Source organism: Oleiphilus sp. HI0061 (genome assembly GCF_001635675.1).
Map to the genome: position 1 here is coordinate 1 of NZ_LWFE01000301.1, position 873 is coordinate 873.

At 41.8% G+C, this 873-nt stretch carries 1 protein-coding gene; it reads left to right on the forward strand.

Annotated features, from left to right (window positions below):
- The coding region (locus tag A3735_RS30225; RefSeq protein ID WP_197485651.1) for a hypothetical protein at positions 1-873 on the forward strand (873 nt) is incomplete at both ends.

The window sequence follows — 873 nt, forward strand, 5'->3', positions numbered from 1 at the left end:
TGACGAATCTAGGTTATCTACATATAATTTCTGAAGAGCCTGAGTTAGCAATCAGACAGTTCGAAAAAGCACTTTCAATTGATAATGGCAATAAGAACGCATTTCTAGGTATGGCCAGAGCTCATCATGCGCTTGGCCACTTCGATGTCGCTTACCTCCATTATCGATCTTTAATCAATCATGGCTATGATGACATTACGATCTTGCATGGCATGCTTAACTGCTGCCCTCATATAAAGATAGAATCTTACAACACTCAGCTTGAAGCTGATTTGTTTTTGCTTCTGTCAAAGAGCGAACTGGCTTTAGATAAACTTGCCGGATTCGCCGCGGCATTGCTAGTCAAAAAATATGATTTAAGTAATCCAAATGCGACGATTGAAATGCTTGAAGTCGCAAAAGACCCCTTAGTGTATTACTCCTTACTAAACTGCATTTTACCTGATCCGCATGTTGAAGAATTTATAACGCTATTGCGCCAAAGCATTTTGCTAGAGTGCGTTGAGTCAGGCACCCTTCGGGATGATCTACAAGTGCTAGCTATCGCGATTGCTGTTTATGCGGAGCGTACTAACTTCGCTTTAATCGTTGATGAAGTTGAAGAGGAAAAAGTCGAGCTAATTGATCAATCTCTTCAACATACCCTCCAACACCAATGGGAAGTTGATGAGGTAGCCGGCGCATTGATTGTTGTGGGTATGTATAAGGCATTCTTCTCTCAGACTTATGCAGTTAACTTAACAGCGCTGGAACTAGATCAGTGGCCATCGGCATTATTACCCTTAATGGAGTCATCCCTATATCGTCGAGCTGAGCGTGAATCTTTCAAGCAGCAGTTCCCAGAAAAGAAAAGTGAACTGCTAACTAGTAAAG